Origin of the sequence: Candidatus Mycolicibacterium alkanivorans (assembly GCF_022760805.1) — a bacterium.
GTDB classification, from domain to species: domain Bacteria; phylum Actinomycetota; class Actinomycetes; order Mycobacteriales; family Mycobacteriaceae; genus Mycobacterium; species Mycobacterium alkanivorans.
Genome location: NZ_JAIVFL010000001.1, coordinates 978,514 through 1,000,152, shown reverse-complemented (window position 1 = coordinate 1,000,152; position 21,639 = coordinate 978,514). Strand labels below are relative to the sequence as shown.

The window sequence follows — 21,639 nt, the reverse complement described above, 5'->3', positions numbered from 1 at the left end:
AACTCCCGGTATGGATGGATTGTCCGACCAAAGACACCATCTCACCTGGGAGTTCCGCTGTCTGTTCAGTCTGTCATTCGTGGTTCGGTGGTGGTTGGTGCGGGTCGGTTCGCGCCCGGTCACCTCGGTGGGTTGACCCAGATCGTCCCGTTCGAGATGGTCGATGCGGTGCTGGAATCGACCCGGACGGTGCAGGCCAGGGTGCGGGCGTTGCCGTCGCGGGTGGTGGTGTACCTGCTGCTGGCGGCGGCGCTGTTCGCCGAGCTCGGCTACGGCCAGGTGTGGGCTCGGATGACCGCGGGCCTGGACGGGATCGACGTCGCCGATCCGGTGTCCTCGGCGTTGGCGCAGGCCCGTCGCCGCATCGGTGTCAAGCCGCTGCGGGAGCTGTTCGACCTGGTCCGCGGTCCGGCCGCCGGTGCGGCGCGATGGCGGGGCCTGCTGGTATGCGCGATCGACGGCACGTCGATGTTCACCCCCGACACCGCGTCGAATCTGGCCGCGTTCGGCCGGGTCGGCGGCGGCAACGGCCCGTCGGGGTATCCGATGCTGCGGATGCTGACCGTGGTCGCGTGCGGCACCCGCACCGTACTGGGTGCCGTCTTCGGCACCTTGAGCGTGGGCGAAACCAACTATGCACCAAAGCTTCTGGGCTGCCTCCGCCAGGGCATGCTGCTGCTCGCCGACCGTAACTTCGCCGCCGCGGGCCTGATCGAGCAGGTCGCCGCCACGGGCGCTGACCTGCTGTTCCGCGCCAAGACCAACCGCAAACTCCCCGTGATCGGCCACTGCGGTGACGGCTCGTGGCTGTCGCGGATTGACACGACGACCGTGCGGGTGATCGACGCCCAGGTCGCCGTGCGACTCGCCGGGGGCCCACGTCGCAGCGAGCGCTACCTGCTGATCACCACCCTCACCGACCACCGGCGATACCCCGCCACCGAACTGGTCGCCCTCTATCACCAGCGGTGGGAGATCGAAACCTCCTACCTGGAACTGAAATCCACCATCCTCGGCGGCCGGGTGCTGCGCGCCCGCACACCCGACGGGATCGCCCAGGAGATCTATGCCCTGCTGGTCACCTACCAAGCGCTGCGCATCGCGATATCCGATGCCACCGCCACCGCCGCCGCCACCACTGACCGCGCGGGCTTCAGCATCGCGCTCAACACCGCCCGTGACCAGGTCATCCAGGCCGCCGGCGTCATCGCCGACACCACTATCGACCTCATCGGCAAGATCGGCCACGCCGTGCTCGATCACCTGCTCCCGGCCCACCGCCGCAGAACCAGTCCCCGCGTCGTCAAACGCGCCATCTCCAAACACCGCGCCAAAGGCGACATCGACCGCAACAGCTACAAGATCACCGTCGACGTCACCATCAACGGCCAGTTGACAACCGGCCCATGACCTTAACTGAGCGGCATTGGGACTAATCGCGGTTATCGTCGCGGTGAACCTGGCGGGCAACAAGCTCGTCGCACGATCCGAGGTCGTGGTTGTCAGCGTGGAACTGGTCATCCTCGTCGCGTTCGTCGCCTTCGCCTCGCTGAAGGCCGATCCGGCCCGCTTCGCCGACAATGCCGGCCACTCATTCGTGGGCGTGCTGTTCGCCGCCGGCCTGCTCTACGTCACCTACGAGGGATTCGGAGTGGTCACCAACTCCGCGGGCGACATGCGCAACCCGGCGCGTGAACTGCCGCGGGCGATGTTCGCCGCCCTGGGCATCGTGGTGGCGGTGTACGTGGTGGTGAGCTCGCTCGTGGTGATGACGATGACGCTGCCCGCCATGGACGCCAGCCAGGGTCACGTCTTGTCCGAAGCGGCGCGGCAGGTGCTCGGCCGGGCCGGCTTCGTCGTCATCGGGCTGGCCGCCCTGCTGGCCACCGCGTCCGGCGTGAACGCCACCATGTTCGGCGACGCCAACCTGGCGTTCCTGGTGGCGAAGACCGGTGAGATGCCGAGCAGTTTCGCGCGCGGGGTGTGGCACGGCGGTACCGCAGGGTTGTTCACCGCCGCGGGGCTGACGGCCGCCTTCGTGTTGTTCTTCCCGTTGGCCGCCGTCGGGCAGATGGCCAGCTTGGCATTTCTGATCGTGTACGGCACGGTCAACCTGGGCCACCTGCGGGTGTGGCGAGAGACCGGCGCCAAGCCGGCATTGCTCGTCACCGCGGTGCTGCTGAATCTGGCGTTGTTCGTCTTGCTGCTCGGCTATACGGTCCACACCGGACCGGCCAGCACGTGGATCACCTTGCTGGGCGTCCTGGTGGTCAGTTTCGCCTTCGAATACGGCTACCGTCGGCGCACCGGGCGGCGTCTGCGCGTGGAGCCGAGCGTCGGCTAGGTCGGCCATTCGCCTCCGGGTGACCCTGGAATGGTTCATGATTGCGCCGATGAAAGTGCTGTCGGGGCTCACGAGAGGAAATGTCGGCACAGAGGTGCTGGCGGGCATCACACTGCTGGCCATCGCGCTTCCGCTGAACATCGGCTATGCACAGATCGCCGGTCTACCGCCGACGGCGGGTCTCTATGCACTGGTGCTGCCCTCGGTGGCGTTCGCACTGTTGGCGTCGTCGCGGCACCTGGTCGCCGCACCGGACGCCGCGGCAGCGGCGCTGGTGGGTTCGGCGCTGGCCGGCCTCGCCCCGGCCGGCAGCGCCCAGTACCTGGCCATGGCCGGCGCCCAGGCGATCGTGGGCGGCCTGCTGTTCGTGGGCTGCGCGGTGTTCCGGCTGGGCTTCCTGGCCGACTTCCTGTCCAAGCCCATCCTGATCGGTTTCGTCGGCGGTCTGGCCACCGACATCCTGCTCAGCCAGATCGCGAAGATCATGGGCATGAAGGTCCCCAGCGGGGCGGAGTTCTTCGACCGGCTTGTCCACCTCGTCACCAAGATCGGCACGGTGCACTGGTGGTCTTTGGCGCTCGGCGTGGCGGCCGTCGCGGTGCTGGTGCCGGCCCGGCGGAGGTGGCCGACGATCCCGTGGGCCCTGATCGTCCTCGTCTCGGCGACGCTCGCGTCGTCGGCGCTGCACCTGCCGGGAAAGGGCGTGGCGGTGCTGGGCTCGGTCCCGTCCGGACCGCCGGTGCTGGCCGTGCCGCAGCTGAGCTGGTCTCAGTGGGTCTCGGTCATCCTGCCCGCCATCGCGATCACCACCGTCACGGTCGGCGAGGGTCTGCTGCTCGCGCGCTCCTACGTGGACAAGTACGGCTACCGCACGTCCCCCAACCAGGATCTGCTGGCGTTCGGTGCGGCCAACATCGCCTCCGGACTGTCCTCCGGGTTCACCGTCGGTTCGTCGACGTCGCGGGCTGCTGCCATGGACCAAGCCGGCTCACGGACTCAACTCCCGCTTCTGGTGATGGCCGCGGGCGCGCTAGCGTTGCTGCTGTTCGGCGCCGACCTGCTGGCCGGCATCCCCTCCCCCGCTATCGGCGCGATCGTCGGCGTCTCGGTGGCCAAGCTCATGGGGTTGCGCGAGTTCCGTCACCTGTGGCAGCTGTCACGCTTCGAATTCCTCATCGGGGCAACCTGTTTCCTCGGTGTGCTGCTGATCGGGCCACTGGCCGGAATCGTGCTCGCGTTCGTGCTGTCGCTGATCAACTTGCTGCGCAAGGCCGCTCGTCCGGCGGTCGACGTGCTCAAGGGTTCCGACGATCCCCACGTCTCGCTGACTGCCGGCGAGGACGGCGTCGACGAGACCGTGCCCGGGGTGATTGCGATGCGATTCGCCGCCCCCATCTTCTTCGGCAATGCCCAGACGTTGAGTGCGTCGATTCGCCGAGCCGTCGCCGAAGCCCCCCACCCGGTCTCTGCGTTCATCCTCGACATGGAGGGTGTCACCGACGTCGACGTGACCGGCACCGAGGTGCTGGCCAAGGAACTGCAATGGCTGCAGGGCAAGTCGATCACCTTCGCCTACTCCCGGGTCCGTCCTGAACTGGCCGCCAATCTGGCCCGCATGCATCTGCTGCAGGGACATCAGGTGTTCGAGACCAACCGTGCCGCCGTCGCCGCGCTGCGCCCGGATTCCTCGGTTGCCGGCGGATCTGCCCGCCAGCGACGTTATGACCCCGCTGCGAGTCCCGACGCCTGAAATTGACGCTGGCTCAATGAGAACCGTTGGTGTTAGCCCGGTTTGTGCATGGCAGCCGGACGATGAACTCGGTGCTGCCGGGCACGCTCTGCAATCCGATGTTACCGCCGTGGGCCTTGACGACCGCCGAGGCGATCGCCAGGCCCAGACCGGTCGAACCGCCCTTGCGGGAGCGGGACGTGTCCCCCCGGGCGAAGCGCTCGAACACCTCGGACTGCAGGTCGGCCGGGATTCCCGGGCCGTCGTCGAGTACCCGCAGCACCGCCGCACCCGGTTCGGCGTTGAGTGACAACGTGACCGACGTGCCAGGCGGGGTGTGCGTGCGGGCGTTGGCCAGTAGGTTGGCCACCACCTGATGCAGGCGCGCGTCATCACCGGTGACGTAGAGTGGGTCGGCCGGCAGATCGAGCTTCCAGCGATGTTCGGGCCCGGCGGCGTGGGCGTCGCTGACTACGTCAGCGGAAAGCCTTGACAGATCTACCGGTTCGCGCTCGAGCGGGCGCCCGGAGTCCAGCCTGGCCAGCAGCAGCAGATCCTCGACCAGGTTTGTCATCCGCACGGCTTCGGACTCCACCCGGCTCATCGCGTGCGCGACGTCATCGGGTACCAGATCGCGCTTGCGTTGCGCCAGTTCGGTATAGCCGCGGATCGCCGCCAGCGGGGTGCGCAGTTCGTGGCTGGCGTCGGCGACGAATTGCCGGACCCGGCTCTCACTGGCCTGACGCGTAGACAATGCGGCCGCGATGTGGTCGAGCATCCGGTTGAGCGCCAGGCCCAGCCGGCCAACCTCGGTGTGCGGGTTGGCATCCGGCTCGGGCACCCGCACCGGAAGCTTGACTTCACCGCGGTCCAGCGGCAGGTTGGCGACCTCTCCGGCCGTGGCGACCACCCGGGTCAGCGGGCTGAGCGCCCGGCGGATCACCAGAAGTCCGAGTGTGGTGGCGACGATCAAGGCGGCCGCCGTGACGACAGCGAAGATCAGCGCGACCCGCAGCAGCGTCGCGTCGACGTTGCGCATGCTCAGGCCGATCACCAACCTGTCGCCGGTGAGCCTGCTGCGGGCGGCCACCACGCGATAGCGGCCCAGGCCGTCCAGATTTCGGGTAGTGGCGTGGCGTTGGCTGGCGGCCTCGGCGAGCTGCTGCATCGCGGACGGCGAGAGCCCGATCCGGACGCCGCCGGAGGTCAGCACGCCCGCGTTGGTCGTCACACCGTCGATCACCACCCCGGCGAGCAGTCCGATCGGCTGCCCGGGTGCGTCGAGGAACTCCGGACCGGGACCCGGCCTGGGCACCGCCGGACGATTCTCTCGCCACGGACTCGGCGGTGGCGGCGGCAGTGGCTCGCCGTACATCATCGCTGACCGGTGTGCGGTCTCGCGCAGCTCAGCGTCGACCTCACCGGCCAGGTACTGGTAGAGCGCAACCAGGGTGACCGCGCCAATGCCCGTGCAGACAGCAGCCAGCAACAGCACCTGACCGACGAGCAACCGTGCGCTCAGCGACCAGGTGCTAGCACGCAGGTTTGAGGACATAGCCGGCGCCGCGCAGCGTGTGAATCATCGGTTCGCGCCCGCTGTCGATCTTCTTGCGCAGGTATGAGATATAGAGCTCGACGATGTTGGACCGGCCACCGAAGTCATAGCTCCAGACCCGGTCCAGGATCTGGGCCTTGGACAGCACCCGCCTGGGGTTGCGCATGAGGAAGCGAAGCAGTTCGAACTCGGTGGACGTCAGTGCGATCGGGTCACCGGCGCGGGTCACCTCGTGGCTGTCCTCGTCGAGAACGAGGTCGCCGACGACGATCTGGGCGCCGCTGTCCTCGGTGGTCACACCGGTGCGCCGCAGCAGCGCGCGCAGCCGTAGGACGACCTCCTCGATAGAGAAGGGTTTGGTGACGTAGTCATCCCCGCCGGCGGTCAGTCCCGCGATCCGGTCCTCCACCGCGTCCTTGGCCGTCAGCAACAGCACCGGCAGATGCGGGCTGTGCGCCCGCAGCTGGCGCAGCACCTCCAGCCCGCTCATGTCGGGCAGCATGATGTCGAGCACGACCGCGTCCGGCCGGGTACCGCGCGCCGCGCTGATGGCGGACGCCCCATCGGCAGCGGTGGCGATGTTCCAGCCCTCGTACCGCAGCGCCATCGACACCATTTCTGCGAGCACCGCCTCGTCGTCGACAACGAGGACGTTGATCGGGTTCCCGTCGGCCCGACGCATTACGACACGTTCAGCGGCTGAGGAGGTCATATTTCCAGTATCAGCTGGGCGATGAGCCGATTCTATGCCATCCCTATGCGCCGGCTGTGAAATCCGTGCAGTCCATAGCCTGCGACAAACGGGACGGCCCCCGCCACGGCGGTGCTACCGGCTCGATAGGGTTCGCGTTCCTATAATTCCAGCGATGAACTTCTTCGAGGTCATCGAAACCGTGGGCAAGACGATCGACGGAGTCGGCGTTGCCATCATTGCCGTGGGTGCGTTGATCTCGGCCGCCGGTGTCATCCCGCGGCTCAAGACCGGCGCTGCCTACCGGGTGTTCCGCGAACAGCTCGGTCGCTCGATCCTGCTCGGGCTGGAGTTCCTGGTCGCCGCCGACATCATCCGCACGGTCGCGGTCACTCCCGACGCCCGCAGTGTGGCGGTCCTCGGCGGCATCGTGCTGATACGGACGTTCCTCAGCTTCTCCCTGCAGTTGGAGGTCACCGGGTACTGGCCGTGGCAGAAAGCCCGCCAGCGGCAGGACACCGCCGCGACGGACAGACAACCGGTATCGAACTCGAACGGGTGACGGACACCAACGATCTGCGGCCACCGGCCTCCGCGGTACTGAGCGAGGTGGGGCAGGCGTCGTGCTACGCCTAATTGTGTTTGTCCCCAGCATGTTTGCACCAGGGCATGGGCTTCATGCTGGCCCAAAACGTGATCGTCCTGCAGCAGTGCCAGCTGGGGATCTGGTGGGAATGCTGGGCTCTGGACACCGGAGCCAAAGGCCGACCCGAGAATTCGATGGTGAAAGCCTATGTCTCCGACGATGCGGGGCACAGGCCGCTTACAGCGCCTCCAAAGCGGGCATCATCGGCCTGATCCGAGATCTCGCCGAGCAATGGGGGCCGCGCAAGGGAATTCGCGTCAACCCGCTGGCTGCCTGGATTCTCCGGCGGCCAATTACGTCACAGGGCAGACGATTGCGGTCGACGGCGGTTTGACGGTTACGTAAGTGATTGTCACGCAACGGTAACCATTAAGCGTCGATTGCATTCCTCTCAGACGCTTCACGGGGATAGATCATGATCCCCACAGGGGCCTCTGCCACTCTGGGATTACTGGTTCCCGAGCCGAGAGGTCCCGTCCCTGTGTGGATCACCCTGTACCTCATCACGGCGGTTGTCGTCGCGTTCCTCACGTGGCACATGAGCCATCACCTCCAGTCCTTCGACGGGCCGACCGATGAGGCCCGCGCATTCTGGTCGATCGTCGCTGGCGCCATCTGGCCGATAGTCCTGGTGGGCGTCGCGCAGATGCTGGTTGTTCACCTGATCACCGCGCGTCTGCGGCGTGCTCCCGCTGCCCCGGTGGAGCCGGTGCCCATGGCGACCGCGGACGTCGCCGCCCACTACTGAGCGGGTCGACGCCCCAGTCGGGCCCTCGCGACGTCGGCCGCACCGTTCCCGGCGCGCAGGCGGCAATCCGCGCCAACGTGCCCGGCGGGGTGCGTCGGCGACGAGAGTGCGCCCGAAGGGATTCGAACCCCCAACCTTCTGATCCGTAGTCAGATGCTCTATCCGTTGAGCTACGGGCGCTTTCATATTCAGTTGTTCGTGGCTGACGAGTCAGCCGCGGCGGAGGCGAGAGGATTTGAACCTCCGGTCCCCTTTGAGGGGGACAACTCATTAGCAGTGAGCCCCATTCGGCCGCTCTGGCACGCCTCCTGAACCACCTGAGCGTACCGGAGCCTGGTTGAGCCCCGGAACCGCCGATCCGACAGAGTACACAGGCCGGATAACCAATGGCAAAGCGGTTCTGGAAGGACCCTAGACTTGGGCAGGTGACCGCCCGCCTGCGCCCCGAACTGGCCGATCTGCCGGCCTATACCCCAGGCAAGACTGTGCCGGGTGCGATCAAGCTGGCCAGCAACGAGACCGTGCACGGCCCGCTGCCCAGCGTGCGCGAGGCCATCGCCGCCGCCGCCGAGACCATCAACCGCTACCCGGACAACGGCTACGTCGAGCTAAAAGAACACCTGGGCAAGCATGTCGATTTCGCACCCGAGCACATCGCGGTGGGTTGCGGCTCGGTGAGCCTGTGCCAGCAGCTCATCCAGATCACCTCGTCGGTGGGAGACGAAGTGATCTTCGGCTGGCGCAGCTTCGAGGTGTACCCGCTGCAGGTGCGGGTGGCCGGCGCCACCCCGATTCAGGTGCCCCTTCGCGACCACACCTTCGACCTCGACGCGATGCTGGCCGCGATCACCGACCGGACCCGGCTGATCTTCGTCTGCAACCCGAACAACCCGACCTCCACCGTCGTCGCCCCTGACGAGCTGGCCCGGTTCGTGGCCGCGGTACCGTCCGACATCCTCGTCGCGATCGACGAGGCCTATGTCGAGTACATCCGCGACGGTCTGGCGCCCGACAGCCTGGGGTTGGCCCGCGCTTACCCGAATGTCGTTGTGCTGCGGACATTCTCGAAGGCTTACGGGTTGGCCGGCCTGCGGGTGGGCTACGCGGTCGGTGATCCCGAGGTGATCACCGCTCTGGGCAAGGTGTATGTGCCCTTCACCGCCACCACCGTCTCGCAGGCCGCCGCCATCGCCTCCGTGCACGCCGCCGACGAATTGCTGGCCCGCACCGACGCTGTGGTCGCCGAACGCCAGCGCGTGGCGGCTGCGCTGGCCGACATGGGCTACGACTTCCCGCCGACGCAGGCGAACTTCGTGTGGCTGCCATTGGCCGAGCGAACGCTGGACTTCGTCGAGCAGGCCGCCAACGCCCGCGTCCTGGTCCGGCCCTACGGCACCGATGGCGTGCGGGTGACGGTCGGCGCACCGGAGGAGAACGACACCTTCCTGGCCTTCGCCGCCGACTGGATCAAGACGGGCAGCTGACCGGGACCCGGCCGGTCGCAGACGCGTAATCCCACGCGAGAACGAGGAATTCGAGCGAGAGGACGCCGGAGCTTCGGGTCCTGCGGTGAGTTCGTCGGCCACACCCCAACGGTACGGCGGCCCACCGACACCCCTACAGCGCGGCGGACTCTTCGACGGACCACTCGACGTCGAACTCGACCACGAGCGCAGCCGGCACGGCCAGCGCCAGCGGCGTGTATCCGCCGGCGACCTCGTCGCGGGCCACGCCGGTGATCACCCGGCCGCCGAACCCGGCGGCGCATCCGGGCACCTCGACGGTCAGCGTCGCGGCCACCGCGCCGGGACGAGCCCGCAGAAAGAACTCGGCACCCGGCTGCAGCGGACCGATGATCTCAGCGCCGTCTGCGTCGACCACCGCGTGGCCGTCGGACGCCCGCACGGCCGCGGAGTCGGTGGTGGCGAGCCGGAGTGGCCCGACGATGGAGTCCTCGACCGTCGCAGCCGCTGCCAGAAGCGACGGAGTCACAGTCAGGCGGCGGGCCGAACGCGCACCCGTCAGCAGGTGGTCGGAGAGGAACACGATCGGTTCGGCATTGCGGTAGACGCGCGAGCCGTGCAGCTGGAAGCTCAGCTCACCGATGGCCGCAGCACCGTCGATCACCAGCCGGTAGTGGCGGTAGCCGTGGCTGGCCCGGCCGTGCCGGCTGTCGGACATGGTGCTGCCCACGCCCAGCACCTGGCGGACCTCTCCGACACCGCCGGTCACCCGCACTTTTGAGGAGGCGACGTCCTCCCACGCCAGACCGTCGGCGGACTTCTGCAGAGTCAGCACCGCCTCACCACTCGACGTCACCACCGCGGCGTAGCCGGCCAGCTGGCGCTCGCCGTCGAACTCGATGCTCACGGCGTCGGCGCCGTGGACCACCCGGGTCGGGACGTTGAGCGGACGGTCGTCGAGCTCCAGGCCGTTGGTCAGCCGCCAGATCGCCGCCTGAGTGCCCGCGATCGCCTCGTGTTCGGCGATGTTCCGGTTGCCCAGCGGATATCCCGCGGCCCGCAGCCGGCGGCTGATCTCGGTGGTCGACAGCGTCGGGAATGAGTTCCGCAGGATCCAGTCCACCTCGGCCTCGTGCGCACGGGCCTGCAGATGCGGAACTGCCGACCAGGTGTCGGCGCGGTAGCGCGACGGCCTGCTCGGTGCGATCCCGGCGAAGTCCAGCGAGTAGGCCTCGATGTTGGGGTTGAGCCGGATCAAATCAGTGCGCGCCGAAGTGCCGTCGGTGAAGACGATGGTGTCGACGGTATGCGAATAGGTGCCCGGCCTGTAGCGGGTCATCCGCGAGAGGTCGACCGACGGCGTCGGGCTGACGCGGCGCCGGACGGCGACGGGCGCGGGGGCGTCGACTGGCAAAGACAAGATAGTCATCGGGTTGATCTCTCTGGATTCGTCGAACAGCGCAATCAACGCTGCCGAGGAGGCAGCGGACTGAGCGCAGGGGATTACGGCGTCAGAAAAATCAACAACAACAGAAGCGCGCGACGAGGCAGCCCGTGGAGACAAGGCGCAGCGTTGCGTGCAGTTGCATGTCCAATACCATACGGCACATGAGACGAGGCCCGTACCCGGCTTCGCATCACGATGCGTACCAACTCTGTGCAAGATCGCGTCCCGCGGTCCATAATTGCCCAGTCCATTAGTCGGGAGGAAGCACAATGACGTCGGCCCAGAACGAGTCCCAGGCGCTTGGCGCGCTTGCTGCGCGGCAGCTTGCCAATGCCACCAAGACGGTCCCCCAGTTGGAGACCATCACCCCGCGGTTTTTGCTGCATTTGTTGAGTTGGGTTCCGGTGGAGGCCGGTATTTACCGGGTCAACCGGGTGGTCAACCCGGATCGGGTGGCGATCCACGCCGAGGTCGGTGGGGAGAACATCGAAGACCCGTTGCCTCAGACCTATGTCGACTATCAGACCAGCCCGCGGGAGATCACGCTGCGTGCGATCTCCACTTTGCTCGATGTGCATACCCGGGTCTCGGATCTGTATTCCAGCCCGCACGATCAGATCGCCCAGCAGTTGCGGCTGACCATCGAGACGATCAAGGAGCGCCAGGAGTCCGAGCTGATCAATAACCCCGAGTACGGGTTGCTGTCGCAGGTCACTCCCGAGCAGACCATTAAGACGCTCAAGGGCGCGCCGACTCCCGACGATCTCGACGCGCTGATCACCAAGGTGTGGAAGACACCGGCGTTCTTCTTGACCAACCCGCTGGGTGTGGCCGCGTTCGGCCGGGAGGCCACGTATCGTGGTGTGCCGCCGGTGGTGGTCAATCTGTTCGGGGCGCAGTTCGTCACCTGGCGCGGCATCCCGATCATCCCCAGCGACAAGGTGCCCGTTGAGAAGGGCAAGACGAAGTTCATCCTGGTTCGCACCGGTGAGGAGCGTCAGGGTGTGGTCGGCCTGTTCCAGCCGGGTCTGGTCGGTGAGCAGGCGCCGGGTTTGTCGGTGCGGTTCACCGGGATCGACCGCTCCGGTATCGCGTCGTATCTGGTGACGCTGTACTCCTCGTTGGCCGTGTTGACCGATGATGCGCTTGCGGTGCTCGAGGGCGCAGCGGTGGACCAATACCATGAGTACAAGTGAGTATCGATCGGTAGCCGCCGAAGGCGACCTCCCGATCAGCGAGGCCGAGCTGGCTGCCCTGGCGACACAGTTGCTGGCGGCCAGTATCCGGCCGGGTAACGACTCACCGCCACAAACTGTTCCGCCTGCGCCGCGCGGGTCGGTTCCCGACACCACCTCGGCGGCGTCGTATGCCGCAGCGGCTGCCGGCGCCGAACCGTTCGCGCCGCCCGCGGTATTCCTCGAAGCGCCCGGCGTGACATTGCCGCCCCCGAGTTCGCCTGGGCCAGAACCGATTCCACCCGGCGCCGTGCCCGTCGCGCCGCGTGGCAGCGCACCCGATCTGACCACCGCGCCGTCAGCGGGGCATGCCGGGGTGGGCGTGGTCGATGTGTTCACCCCACCGCATCTCGAGGTATTCGCCGTGCCCGGCGGCATCGTGCCGACGGGGCCCGGCGTGCTGGCGGGGCCGACGCCGAGCGCGCCGGTCGCCCCGCGGGGTTCGGTGCCGGGGTGGCTGGGTGGGGTTCCGGGAATCCCGGACCTCAGTTTCCTGTCGGCACCCGAATTGACCTCCGCCCCGACGGGAGATGAGGCGAACTACTACTTCACCTCCGGGGTACCGGCGCTTTCCGCACCGGTTCCGCAGATTCGCGACGACCATGAGATTTTCGACGTCAACGCGATTCGCGCGGATTTCCCGATCCTGCGCGAGACGGTGCACGGCAAGCCGCTGATCTGGTTCGACAACGCGGCGACCACGCAGAAGCCGCAGGCGGTCATCGACCGGCTGGCCTACTTCTACGCCCACGAGAACTCCAACATCCACCGGGCCGCACATGAATTGGCCGCCAGGGCCACCGACGCCTATGAAGAGGCCCGCGACACTGTGCGGCGCTTCATCGGAGCGCCAAAGGACGAGCAGATCATCTTCGTGCGCGGCACCACCGAGGCGATCAACTTGGTGGCGCAGTCGTGGGGCGCCAAGCACCTGGGACCCGGTGACGAGATCGTCATCACGATTCTCGAGCATCATGCCAATATCGTTCCCTGGCAGATGATTTCGCAGAAGACCGGGGCCATCATCAAGGTGGCGCCGGTCGACGACGCGGGCAATCTGCTGCTGGGCGAGTTCGAGGACCTGCTGGGTCCGCGGACCAAACTGGTTGCCGCGACCCAGGTGTCCAACGCCCTGGGCACGGTGACACCGGTGGACAAGATCGTCGAACTCGGCCACCGCTACGGCGCCCGGGTGCTCATCGACGGCGCCCAGTCGACCCCCCACATCCCGATCGACGTCTCCGCGACCGGGGCGGATTTCTTCGTGTTCTCCGGACACAAGATCATCGGGCCCACCGGGATCGGGGTGCTCTACGGCACCGAGGAGGCCCTGGCCGAGACCCCGCCGTGGCAGGGCGGGGGCAACATGATCGCCGACGTCACCATCGAACGTTCGCTGTATCAGGGTCTGCCGAACAAGTTCGAGGCCGGCACCGGCAACATCGCCGACGCCGTCGGATTGGGTGAGGCGCTGCGCTACGTCGAGAAGGTGGGCATCGACCGCATCGCCGCCTACGAGCACGCGTTGCTGGAGTACGCCACCCCGCGGCTGGCCGACATCGACGGGGTGCGCCTGGTCGGCACCGCCGACGAGAAGGCCAGCGTGCTGTCCTTCGTCCTGGCCGGCCACCAGCCACTCGAGGTCGGCAAGGCACTCAACGCCGAAGGAATCGCCGTGCGCGCCGGACACCACTGCGCCCAGCCGATCCTGCGACGCATGGGTGTCGAGACCACCGTCCGGCCCTCGTTCGCGTTCTACAACACCTTCGACGAGATCGACGTCTTCCTCAACGCCGTCCGCCGCATCGCCGAAGGCGGCACCAACACCGGGTAACGTCGCGGCCGGAACGACGCGACACTGTTCCGCCGCGAAGTGTCGGTGGTACCGCACGAGAAGGGACACTCAACCATGGGCAAGATCTACGCCAACGTCAGCGAGCTGATCGGCCGCACACCCCTGGTCCGGCTCAACCAGTTGACCAAGGGCCTCGGCGCCGACGTCACCGTCAAGCTCGAGTTCTACAACCCGGCCAACAGCGTCAAGGACCGCATCGGGGTGGCGATCATCGACGCCGCCGAAGCGGCCGGCGAGCTCAAGCCCGGCGGCACCATCGTCGAGGCCACCAGCGGGAACACCGGCATCGCGCTGGCCATGATCGGCGCGGCCCGCGGCTACAAGGTGCTCCTCACCATGCCCGAGACGATGTCCACCGAGCGGCGTGTGATGCTGCGCGCCTACGGCGCCGAAATCGTGCTCACCCCCGGCTCGGAGGGCATGGCCGGCGCGGTGGCCCGGGCCAAGCAGATCATCGCCGAGACCGACAACGCGGTCTCGGCCGACCAGTTCGCCAACCCGGCCAACCCGGCCATTCACGAGAAGACCACCGCAGAGGAGGTCTGGGCGGACACCGACGGCAAGGTCGACATCTTCGTCGCCGGAATCGGCACCGGCGGCACGATCACCGGAGTGGGGCATGTCCTCAAGTCACGCAAGCCCGGGGTCCAAATCGTCGGGGTCGAACCGAAGGACTCGCCGCTGCTGACCGAGGGCCAGGCCGGACCGCACAAGATCCAGGGCATCGGCGCCAACTTCGTACCCGAGGTGCTCGACCGCAGCATCTACGACGAGATCATCGATGTCGAGCTCGACGATGCCGTCCGGGTAGCCCGCGACCTGGGAACCGAGGAAGGCATTCTCGGTGGTATCTCGTCGGGCGCGATCGTCTGGGCCGCTCTGGAACTCGCGAAGCGCCCCGAGAACGCCGGCAAGCTGATCGTCGCCGTCGTCTGTGACTACGGCGAGCGCTACATCTCCACGGTGCTCTACGAACACATCCGGGATTGATCCGTGAGTCTGCTGTCGACGCTGCGCGAGGATCTCGACAATGCCAGGGGCCACGATCCGGCCGCGCGCGGCGACTTGGAGAACGCCCTGGTCTACTCGGGCCTGCACGCGATCTGGTCCTACCGGCTCACGCACCGGCTGTGGGCTAGGCCTGCGCTGCGCGGTCTGGCGCGGTTGCTCTCCCAGCTGACGCGTTTCCTGACCGGAATCGAAATCCATCCCGGGGCCACCATCGGCCGCCGGTTCTTCATTGACCACGGCATGGGTGTGGTGATCGGGGAGACCACCGAGATCGGCGACGACGTGATGGTCTATCACGGTGTGACGCTCGGCGGCCGGTCGCTGGAACACGGCAAGCGCCATCCTACCCTCGGTAACCGGGTCACCATCGGCGCCGGCGCGAAGGTGCTGGGGCCGGTCTACATCGGTGACGACAGCGCCGTCGGCGCCAACGCGGTTGTCACCCACGACGTGCCTGCTGGGTCGATCGCCACGGGCATCCCGGCGGTCGTGCGTCCCCGCACCGAGAAGCAGCGCGAACAGCTTGTAGATCCGACGACCTACGTCGATCCCGCCATGTACATCTGAGAATCCGCCGCCAGTTCGGCGACGTCCTCGGCGTCCTGTTGATCGGTGAGGTCGCGATCGTGCTGGCGCTCGACGCGCCGTCATCTTCACCGGTGGCCACGAGGGGTTGTCCACCGGCATCGTCGCACCGTCCGAAATCGTCTCGGGCGCACCGGGTATCGCGCTGCTATTCGCGATCCTGAGCTTCATCGGGTTCGAGGCAACCGCGGTGTTCCGCGACGAGGCCCGCGATCCGCTGCGCACCATTCCGCGGGCGACCTACCTCGCGTTGGCGTCGTCGCCCTGCTGGTCGCCTTCTTCGCCCTCGGTGCCGGGATCGCGACGCGACGCCCCCAGGTGACGCTGGAGTGAGGCCACGTCGTAGCCTCGTGCCATGAGCGAGCCCTACGAATCCCTCACTGTCGAGGTGAAGGACAACGTCGCACAGGTGACGCTGATCGGCCCCGGCAAGGGCAACGCCATGGGGCCGGCCTTCTGGGCCGAGATGCCGGTGGTCTTCGCCGAGCTCGATGCCGACCCCGAAGTCCGCGCGATCGTGCTGACCGGCTCGGGCCACAACTTCAGCTACGGGCTGGATCTGGTGGCCATGGGCGACACCCTGTCGGGAATGATGGGCGGCGAACTCTCGGCACGCCCCCGCGCGGAGTTCCACACCCGGCTCAAGCAGATGCAGCAGTCCATCACCGCCGTCGCCGACTGCCGCACGCCGACCGTCGCGTCGATACACGGCTGGTGCATCGGCGGCGGCGTGGACCTGATCAGTGCCGCGGACATCCGCTACGCGAGTGCCGACGCGAAGTTCTCCGTGCGCGAGGTGAAGCTCTCCATCGTCGCCGACGTGGGCAGCCTCGCCCGGCTGCCCTACATCCTGAACGACGGGCACCTGCGGGAGTTGGCGCTGACCGGCAAGGACATCGACGCCGCGCGTGCCGAGAAGATCGGCTTGGTCAACGACGTCTTCGACGATGCCGAAGCCAGCCTGGCCGCCGCACACGCCACCGCCGCAGAGATCGCCGCCAACTCCCCGCTGGTGGTGCACGGCATCAAGGACGTCCTCGACGAACAGCGCACCGCCGACGTCTCCGCCAGCCTGCGCTACGTCGCGGCCTGGAATTCCGCGTTCCTGGCATCCAAGGACCTCACCGAAGCGATGTCGGCGATGTTCGCCAAGCGCAATCCCGAGTTCACCGGCGAATAGCCGCCCCGACTACTTGCCCACCTCGATGGCCGGAACCGCCTTGGACGTGCGGTGTAGCCGTCCATCATCACTGCCCACCGCACAGTCTGGTTGTTCGGGCAGCTCGGACAGAGCTTCGGTGACATGACGCTGGGGAAGCACCGCGCAGCGCGAGCAGCGGTGGCGGAGGGATTTGAACCCCCGGACGGTGTTAGCCGTCTCTCGCTTTCAAGGCGAGTGCATTAGGCCGCTCTGCCACGCCACCGCCGACAAGCGTAGCGGTGAGCGGTGCAGCAACTCCAGTGCCCGGTCAGACGCGGCCGAACTTGGCCGAGGCACCGCTGACCTTCAGCGAGGCGCTGATCCGCCGGCAGTTCTCGCCCATCGCGGCCATCTGCGGCCGCGACAGCGGGCCAAGGAAGTTCTCGCGCACTCCCCTGGCGTACGTCAGCATCGCTTCCTCGACGACCTCGCGGCCCCTGCCGGTGATGCTGGCGAGAACTCCGCGGCCGTCGTCCGGGCTGGCATCACGGCGCACCAGTCCGGCCGTCTCCAGCCGACGGATCTGACGTGTCACCCGACTCGGCAACGACATGAGCTGCTCGGCCAGATCCCCCATCCGTGCCGAACCGGCCTCGGAGGTCGCCAGGATCGCCAATAACCGGACGTCGACGAGTGTCAGCTTGTGCTCGTCGACCAAGCCTCGATTCAACGTTCCATAAAGTCGTAGTGCCGCGTCCAAAAAATTCTGCCAAGAACGTTGCTCAGCAATATCCAAACCCGGCATTTCACTAGCGGTCCGCCCCGCAATAACCCCTCCCATAGCGCAATCGTAAGCGACGCTACCGAGTTCGAGGTGAAAATGACCGGTAGTACCGTTTAGCGCATGTACGCCATCGTCGCCGAGTCCGCCGACCAGCTGTTGTGGCAGGAGGTCCCGGACGTCGTGCCCGAGCTCGGCGAGGTCTTGATCAAGGTCAGCGCGGCGGGTGTGAACCGGGCGGATCTGCTGCAGGCAGCCGGCAATTACCCGCCGCCAGCGGGAGCCAGCGACATCCTCGGGCTCGAGGTCTCCGGAGTCGTGGCGGCAGTCGGCGGTGGGGTCACGGAATGGAAGGTGGGACAAGAGGTTTGCGCGCTACTGGCCGGCGGTGGCTACGCCGAGTACGTAGCGGTGCCTGCCGGCCAGGTGATGCCCCTGCCGCCCGGGGTGGGCCTGCACGACGCCGCCGCCCTGCCGGAGGTGGCGTGCACCGTCTGGTCCAACCTCGTCATGACCGCGCACCTGGCTCCCGGTGAGTTCCTGTTGGTCCACGGCGGCGCCAGCGGCATCGGCACCCACGCCATCCAGGTGGCCCGCGCCCTTGGCAATCGCATTGCGGTAACTGCAGGCTCTCGAGCCAAACTCGGTCTTTGCGCTGAATTGGGCGCCGAAATTCTCATTTCTTACCGAGACGAAGATTTTGTCGAGCGGGTCCGCGAGGCCACCGGCGGCATCGGCGCCAACGTAATTCTCGACATCATGGGGGCGGCCTACCTCGACCGGAACCTCGACGCCCTGGCTCTCGACGGCCGACTGGTCATCATCGGTATGCAGGGCGGGGTCAAGGGCGAGTTGAACATCGGCAAGCTGATCGGCAAGCGGTTGCGCGTCATCGGCACCGCGCTGCGCGGCAGGCACGTCGGCGGTGCCCACGGCAAGAGCACCATCGTCGACGCCGTCGTGGCCTCCGTCTGGCCGATGATCGGCGACGGCCTGGTGCGTCCGATCGTCGGCGCGCGGTATCCCATCGAGCAGGCGGCCGACGCCCATCGCGCGCTGGCCACCGGCGACGCCTACGGCAAGGTGTTGCTGACCGTCAGCGAGTGAGCGTCAGCCCAGCGACGCCAGGGCGCGCACCAGCTGGTCGACCTCGCCCATCGTCGAATAGTGCGCCAGCCCGATGGTCACCGCACCGCCGATGTCGTTGACCCCGAGGAGGTCGAGCACGCGCGAGTTGGCATTGCAGATCGCCAGGATCCCGTTGTCGGCCAGCCGCTGAACCACCCGCTCGGCGGGCACACCGGTGACGGCGAAGCTGATGACCGGGATGTGCACTTCGGGGTGGCCGATCACCATCACCAGCGGCAGGGAGCGCAGCGAAGCCATCAGGTAGTCGAACAGCTGGCCAAGGTAGCCGGCCGCGGATCGCATCGACACCGCGAGTCTTTCGCGCCGGCTGCCACGCGCCGACTCGTCCAGCGCGGCAAGGTATTCCACGCTGGCCACCACCCCGGCGAGCATGCCGTACTGGTGGCCGCCCAGTTCCAGGCGGGCAGGCCCACTGGCGTGCGGATTCATCGACACCGAGCCGAACGAGTCGATCAGCGACGGGTTGCGGAACACCAGCGCGCCGATCGGCGGACCGCCCCAGGCAGGCGCGTTGAGCACCACCACGTCGGCCTCGACCTCGTTGATGTCGAGCAGTTGATAGGGAGCCGCCGCGGAGTGATCGACCACCACCAGACCGCCGACGTCGTGCATGAGCTTGGTGACGGCCCCGATGTCGGTGATCGTCCCCAATGTCGAGGACGCCGTGGTCATCGCCACCAACCGGGTGGGCGGGGTGATCAGGCTCTCCCACTGCCAGGCCGGCAGCTCGCCGGTCTCGATGTCGACCTCGGCCCATTTCACTTTGGCGCCATAGCGGTTGGCCGCGCGAAGCCACGGAGCGATGTTCGCCTCGTCGTCGAGCCGGCTCACCACCACCTCGTAACCGATGCCGGCCCGCGACGAGGACGCGTCGGCCAGCGAGGTCAGCAGGATTGAACGGTCGGCGCCGAGCACCACTCCGGCGGGGTCGCCGTTGACCAGGTCGGCAATGGCCTGGCGCGCCGCGTCGAGCACCGCCACGCTGCGTCGGGCCGATGGATGCGGGCTGGCGATGTTGGTGGCCGAACCCCGGAACGCCGTCGACACCGTGGTCGCCACCGACTCGGGAATCAACATCCCGGCCTGAGCGTCGAAGCGCATCCAACCGTCGCCCAGCGCAGGGTGCAGACCACGCACCCGGGCAACGTCGTACGGCATGCAGTCCACCTTCAAGCGTCAGTGATTTCGCTGCCGGAACAGCGATGGTGCCTCCGGCCCCCGCCGACGGCCTGAGGCCAGGGTCACCTGGGCAGCCATACTAGTCCAGTGAACTTCGGGTTCGGCGTCCTGATCGCGGTCCTGTTGCTGACCCTGCCGGGTGCCGTCGTGGCGCGGGCGGGGCGGCTGAGCTGGCCCGTCGCGCTCGCCGTCGGCCCGGTGCTGACGTACGGCGTTGTGGGGCTGGCCATCGTCCCGTTCGGCGCCGTCGGGATTCCGTGGAACGCGCTGACCGCACTGGCCGCTCTGATTGTTGTCGCGGCAATCGTCCTGGGTTTGCGGATTCTGCTGGCTCGGTTCCGCGACCGCGACACCGAGGCTCCCCCGGTCGGGGTGCGGCCCGCCCTGACGGTGGCCGCGGGCGTGGTGATCGGCGCGCTCGCCATCGGCTATGCGGCCTGGCGCGGGATGCCGCACTGGCAATCGGTCCCAAGCACCTGGGACGCCGTCTGGCATGCCAACACCATCCGCTTCATCCTGGACACCGGCCAGGCGTCGCCGACCCACATGGGTGAATTGCGCAACGTCGAGACCCACGCCGCGCTCTACTACCCGTCGACGTTCCACGCCCTCGGTGCCGTGCTGGCCCAGCTCACCGGTGCGGCGCCCACCACCGCCTACACACTGACCTCACTGGCTGCAGCGGTCTGGCTGTTCCCGCTCAGCGCGGCGCTGCTCACGTGGCAGCTGCTGCGCAGCCGCACCGCCGAATGGCGCACCGCAGGGGCGGCCGCCACCGCCGCCGCGCTCTCGGCGTCGTTCACCTCGGTGCCCTACGTGGAGTTCGACACCGCCTCGATGCCCAACATGGCCGCCTATGGCATCGCGGTGCCGGCCTTCGTGCTCGTCACCACCGCACTGCGCGACCGCGACCGCGTCCCGCTGGCGGTGATAGCGCTGATCGGGGTGTTCTCCGTCCACATCACCGGCGGAGTGGTCGTGGTGACGTTCGTGGTGGCCTGGTGGCTACTCGACGCCCTTCGGCGACCGGTGCTCGGCCGGGTGCGCGACTTCCTGACGCTGGTCGCCATCGCGGTGGCGACGTTGGCGGTGCTACTGCCGCAGTTCCTCGGGGTGCTGCAGCAGGCGGAGATCATCGTCGGACATGCCTTCCTGACCCATCAGGGCCGCAAGCGGGCGTTGTTCGACGCGATCGTCCAGCACACCCGCCACCTCAACGACTTCCCGATCCAGAACTTGCTCATCGCGCTGGCCGCCGCGGGTTTTGTTCTGCTGCTGATCAAGCGGATCTGGTGGCCGGCGGCGGTGTGGGCGCTGCTGGTCATCTCGATCGTGCACTCCTCGGCACCGTTCGGCGGCCAGGTCGGGGCGATCACCGGCAGGTACAGCGACCTGTTCTACAGCGACCCGCGCCGGCTGTCTGCGGTGGTCACCATGCTGCTGGCCCCGATGGCCGGTGTCGCGCTGTGGTCGCTGGCGCTGCTGGTGGTGGCGGGAGCGCGGCGGCTGACCCGGCGACTGTCCGACCGGGACCCCGACCGGGGATTCTGGATCGGCGCGACGGCGGTGTTCCTCATCGCCGTCGTGTTCGGACTCACGTGGCATTACTTCCCGCGGCATCGCCACCTGATGGGCGAGAAGTACGACCGGGTGATGGTCGACGACAAACTCCTACAGGCGATGGCCCATCTGGCCACGCTTCCGGGCGCCCACGACACCCTGATCGGCAATGCCAACACCGACGGCACAGCCTGGATGTACGCGGTGGCGGATCTGCATCCGCTGTGGACGCACTACGACTACCCGGTGCAGCAGGGGCCGGGCTACAACCGCTTCATCTTCTGGGCCTACGCCGACGACGCCGACCACGATCAACGGATCGCCGAGGCGGTCAAGGCACTGAACATCCGCTACGTGCTGACCGGTAGCCGGGTGGTCCGCGGGTTCGTGATGCCGGACGGACTAGTGTCACTAGGCAAGTCCAAGTCGTGGGCGAAGATCTACGACAACGGCGAGGCCCGCATCTACGAATGGCGCGGACCTGTACCGGCGGACCCCCAATGAACCTGGGACCAGAGGG

At 67.4% G+C, this 21,639-nt stretch carries 18 protein-coding genes, 3 tRNA genes and 2 pseudogenes; 15 read left to right on the top strand and 8 right to left on the bottom strand.

Translation table 11 applies throughout. The features are described 5' to 3' along the window. Window positions 1-90: 90 nt before the first annotated feature. From K9U37_RS04845 to K9U37_RS04835, 3 genes are read left to right on the top strand one after another with little or no spacing between them, the layout of a single operon-like run. On the top strand, window positions 91-1,410 hold the full coding sequence (locus K9U37_RS04845) for an IS4 family transposase (RefSeq protein ID WP_243070403.1): 1,320 nt from the start codon (window positions 91-93) through the stop codon (window positions 1,408-1,410). Window positions 1,411-1,426: 16 nt separating this feature from the next. Then, window positions 1,427-2,344 carry an APC family permease gene (locus K9U37_RS04840; protein ID WP_252393934.1) on the top strand — a complete coding sequence of 306 codons (918 nt, stop codon included), beginning with the start codon at window positions 1,427-1,429 and terminating at the stop codon, window positions 2,342-2,344. Between the two features lie 49 nt (window positions 2,345-2,393). Then, window positions 2,394-4,094 carry a SulP family inorganic anion transporter gene (locus K9U37_RS04835; RefSeq protein ID WP_243070747.1) on the top strand — a complete coding sequence of 567 codons (1,701 nt, stop codon included), beginning with the start codon at window positions 2,394-2,396 and terminating at the stop codon, window positions 4,092-4,094. 13 nt (window positions 4,095-4,107) lie between these two features. Here K9U37_RS04835 and K9U37_RS04830 read toward each other — a convergent pair whose 3' ends face one another. Continuing rightward, window positions 4,108-5,628, bottom strand: a complete 1,521-nt coding sequence (locus K9U37_RS04830) for a sensor histidine kinase (protein ID WP_243070746.1) — start codon at window positions 5,626-5,628, stop codon at window positions 4,108-4,110. Then, window positions 5,606-6,310, bottom strand: coding sequence for a response regulator transcription factor (locus tag K9U37_RS04825; protein WP_243070745.1), 705 nt, complete (start codon window positions 6,308-6,310; stop codon window positions 5,606-5,608). Before K9U37_RS04825 ends, K9U37_RS04830 begins: the two co-directional genes overlap by 23 nt. A gap of 184 nt (window positions 6,311-6,494) precedes the next feature. Here K9U37_RS04825 and K9U37_RS04820 point away from each other — a divergent pair, with 184 nt between their 5' ends. The 3 genes and pseudogenes from K9U37_RS04820 (at window position 6,495) to K9U37_RS04810 (ending at window position 7,713) form a co-directional block, all read left to right on the top strand. Beyond that, window positions 6,495-6,881 carry a DUF1622 domain-containing protein gene (locus K9U37_RS04820; RefSeq protein ID WP_243070744.1) on the top strand — a complete coding sequence of 129 codons (387 nt, stop codon included), beginning with the start codon at window positions 6,495-6,497 and terminating at the stop codon, window positions 6,879-6,881. Window positions 6,882-7,134: 253 nt separating this feature from the next. Further along, window positions 7,135-7,310 (top strand): annotated as a pseudogene (locus K9U37_RS04815) (SDR family oxidoreductase); the annotation flags it as partial. 136 nt (window positions 7,311-7,446) lie between these two features. Then, window positions 7,447-7,713, top strand: coding sequence for a hypothetical protein (locus tag K9U37_RS04810; protein WP_243070743.1), 267 nt, complete (start codon window positions 7,447-7,449; stop codon window positions 7,711-7,713). 107 nt (window positions 7,714-7,820) lie between these two features. Here the strand turns inward: K9U37_RS04810 and K9U37_RS04805 are convergent. Continuing rightward, a tRNA-Arg gene (locus tag K9U37_RS04805) sits at window positions 7,821-7,893 on the bottom strand. Between the two features lie 40 nt (window positions 7,894-7,933). Then, a tRNA-Ser gene (locus K9U37_RS04800) sits at window positions 7,934-8,022 on the bottom strand. A 116-nt stretch (window positions 8,023-8,138) separates the two neighbouring features. On the opposite strand from K9U37_RS04800, the gene hisC reads away from it, so the two are divergent. Then, window positions 8,139-9,197, top strand: a complete 1,059-nt coding sequence (gene hisC / locus K9U37_RS04795; RefSeq protein WP_243070742.1) for a histidinol-phosphate transaminase — start codon at window positions 8,139-8,141, stop codon at window positions 9,195-9,197. 133 nt (window positions 9,198-9,330) lie between these two features. Here the strand turns inward: hisC and K9U37_RS04790 are convergent, their stop codons facing one another. Next, window positions 9,331-10,605 carry a TQXA domain-containing protein gene (locus tag K9U37_RS04790; protein ID WP_243070741.1) on the bottom strand — a complete coding sequence of 425 codons (1,275 nt, stop codon included), beginning with the start codon at window positions 10,603-10,605 and terminating at the stop codon, window positions 9,331-9,333. 287 nt (window positions 10,606-10,892) lie between these two features. Here K9U37_RS04790 and K9U37_RS04785 point away from each other — a divergent pair, with 287 nt between their 5' ends. From K9U37_RS04785 to K9U37_RS04760, 6 genes and pseudogenes are all read left to right on the top strand, one after another. After that, window positions 10,893-11,819 carry a family 2A encapsulin nanocompartment shell protein gene (locus K9U37_RS04785; RefSeq protein WP_243070740.1) on the top strand — a complete coding sequence of 309 codons (927 nt, stop codon included), beginning with the start codon at window positions 10,893-10,895 and terminating at the stop codon, window positions 11,817-11,819. Then, on the top strand, window positions 11,806-13,692 hold the full coding sequence (locus tag K9U37_RS04780; protein ID WP_243070739.1) for a family 2A encapsulin nanocompartment cargo protein cysteine desulfurase: 1,887 nt from the start codon (window positions 11,806-11,808) through the stop codon (window positions 13,690-13,692). Before K9U37_RS04785 ends, K9U37_RS04780 begins: the two co-directional genes overlap by 14 nt. A 75-nt stretch (window positions 13,693-13,767) precedes the next feature. Next, window positions 13,768-14,703: a cysteine synthase A gene (gene cysK, locus K9U37_RS04775; protein WP_243070738.1), complete on the top strand. Its 936-nt coding sequence runs from the start codon at window positions 13,768-13,770 to the stop codon at window positions 14,701-14,703. A gap of 3 nt (window positions 14,704-14,706) precedes the next feature. After that, the gene (gene epsC, locus K9U37_RS04770) at window positions 14,707-15,291 is read left to right on the top strand and encodes a serine O-acetyltransferase EpsC (RefSeq protein ID WP_243070737.1); all 585 of its coding nucleotides are present in this window, start codon (window positions 14,707-14,709) and stop codon (window positions 15,289-15,291) included. After that, window positions 15,276-15,562, top strand: a pseudogene (locus K9U37_RS04765) (amino acid transporter); the annotation flags it as partial. The gene epsC and the pseudogene K9U37_RS04765, both read left to right, overlap by 16 nt. Before the next feature lie 102 nt (window positions 15,563-15,664). Then, window positions 15,665-16,489 carry a crotonase/enoyl-CoA hydratase family protein gene (locus K9U37_RS04760; RefSeq protein ID WP_243070736.1) on the top strand — a complete coding sequence of 275 codons (825 nt, stop codon included), beginning with the start codon at window positions 15,665-15,667 and terminating at the stop codon, window positions 16,487-16,489. A 157-nt stretch (window positions 16,490-16,646) separates the two neighbouring features. Here the strand turns inward: K9U37_RS04760 and K9U37_RS04755 are convergent. After that, window positions 16,647-16,733 (bottom strand) — tRNA-Ser (locus K9U37_RS04755). A gap of 45 nt (window positions 16,734-16,778) precedes the next feature. Next, window positions 16,779-17,291: a MarR family winged helix-turn-helix transcriptional regulator gene (locus K9U37_RS04750; protein ID WP_243070735.1), complete on the bottom strand. Its 513-nt coding sequence runs from the start codon at window positions 17,289-17,291 to the stop codon at window positions 16,779-16,781. Between the two features lie 63 nt (window positions 17,292-17,354). On the opposite strand from K9U37_RS04750, the gene K9U37_RS04745 reads away from it, so the two are divergent. Beyond that, window positions 17,355-18,338 carry an NAD(P)H-quinone oxidoreductase gene (locus tag K9U37_RS04745; RefSeq protein ID WP_243070734.1) on the top strand — a complete coding sequence of 328 codons (984 nt, stop codon included), beginning with the start codon at window positions 17,355-17,357 and terminating at the stop codon, window positions 18,336-18,338. A 3-nt stretch (window positions 18,339-18,341) separates the two neighbouring features. On the opposite strand, the gene K9U37_RS04740 is transcribed toward K9U37_RS04745, so the two are convergent. Continuing rightward, entirely contained in the window at window positions 18,342-19,538 is a 1,197-nt protein-coding gene (locus K9U37_RS04740; RefSeq protein ID WP_243070733.1) for a cysteine desulfurase-like protein, read from the bottom strand. Between the two features lie 108 nt (window positions 19,539-19,646). Here K9U37_RS04740 and K9U37_RS04735 point away from each other — a divergent pair, with 108 nt between their 5' ends. After that, a complete protein-coding gene (locus K9U37_RS04735; RefSeq protein WP_243070732.1) occupies window positions 19,647-21,623 on the top strand; it encodes a DUF6541 family protein in 1,977 nt (658 codons plus the stop codon). The last annotated feature ends 16 nt before the right edge of the window (window positions 21,624-21,639 follow it).